Genomic DNA, 806 nt, shown 5'->3' with positions numbered 1-806 from the left:
TCGTAGGTCACACTTTCAATAGTAAGGTTGTCACCTTCAATGTCCGTAGCGCCTGTTAATAGGTCTGCATCAGTGAAGATTAACGTGCCGTCTTCTTCAACACTGAATTGTTGGTCTTGTGGAACAGGTAAATCATTTACTGGGTTAACCGTCAGGTCTGCTGAAGCTTGAACGGTATTGGTGCCATCAGAGATATCAAAGCTGATATCGATGTCACCGTTGAAGTTCTCATCTGGCGTAATCGTGAAACTGCCATCATCGTTTTGAGTAACGGTTGCATCACCGCCAACCGTTAGGCCGCTAGCAGTCAGGTCATCGCCTTCTACGTCAGAAGCTTGCGATAGCAGCTGCTCTTGGCTTAGACGAATCGAACCGTCTTCGTCGATTGAGTACGCTAGGTCGCCTGACACAGGTGCATCATCAACTGCCGTAACGCTCACATCGATGTTTGCAGAGACTGTATCGGTACCATCTGATACATCAAAACCGAAGTTTACGTCGCCATTGAAGTTCTCATTCGGAGCAAAGGTGTACGTACCATTACCGTTATCAGTAAGAATACCGTCGCCACCATCGTAGGTCACACCTTCAACTGTAAGGTTATCACCTTCGATGTCTGTAGCACCTGTTAACAGGTCTGCATCGGTGAAGATGAGCGTGCCATCTTCTTCAACGCTGAACTGTTGATCTTGAGGGACTGGCAGGTCGTTAACTGGGTTAACCGTTAGGTCAGCTGATGCTTGAACCGTATTGGTACCATCAGAGATATCGAAACTGATATCGATGTCACCATTGAAGTTCTCATC

General features: G+C 47.0%; 1 protein-coding gene. It reads right to left on the bottom strand.

What is annotated here, in order from left to right:
• Window positions 1-806 (bottom strand): tandem-95 repeat protein (locus AB4351_RS09610; RefSeq protein WP_372125755.1); only part of this gene is annotated, 806 nt, incomplete at both ends.

The sequence above is a fragment of the Vibrio sp. 10N.261.51.F11 genome (genome assembly GCF_041471665.1).
Taxonomy (GTDB): domain Bacteria; phylum Pseudomonadota; class Gammaproteobacteria; order Enterobacterales; family Vibrionaceae; genus Vibrio; species Vibrio crassostreae_C.
The sequence above is the reverse complement of the archived record's forward strand: the minus strand, read 5'-3'. Positions and strand labels throughout refer to the sequence as shown.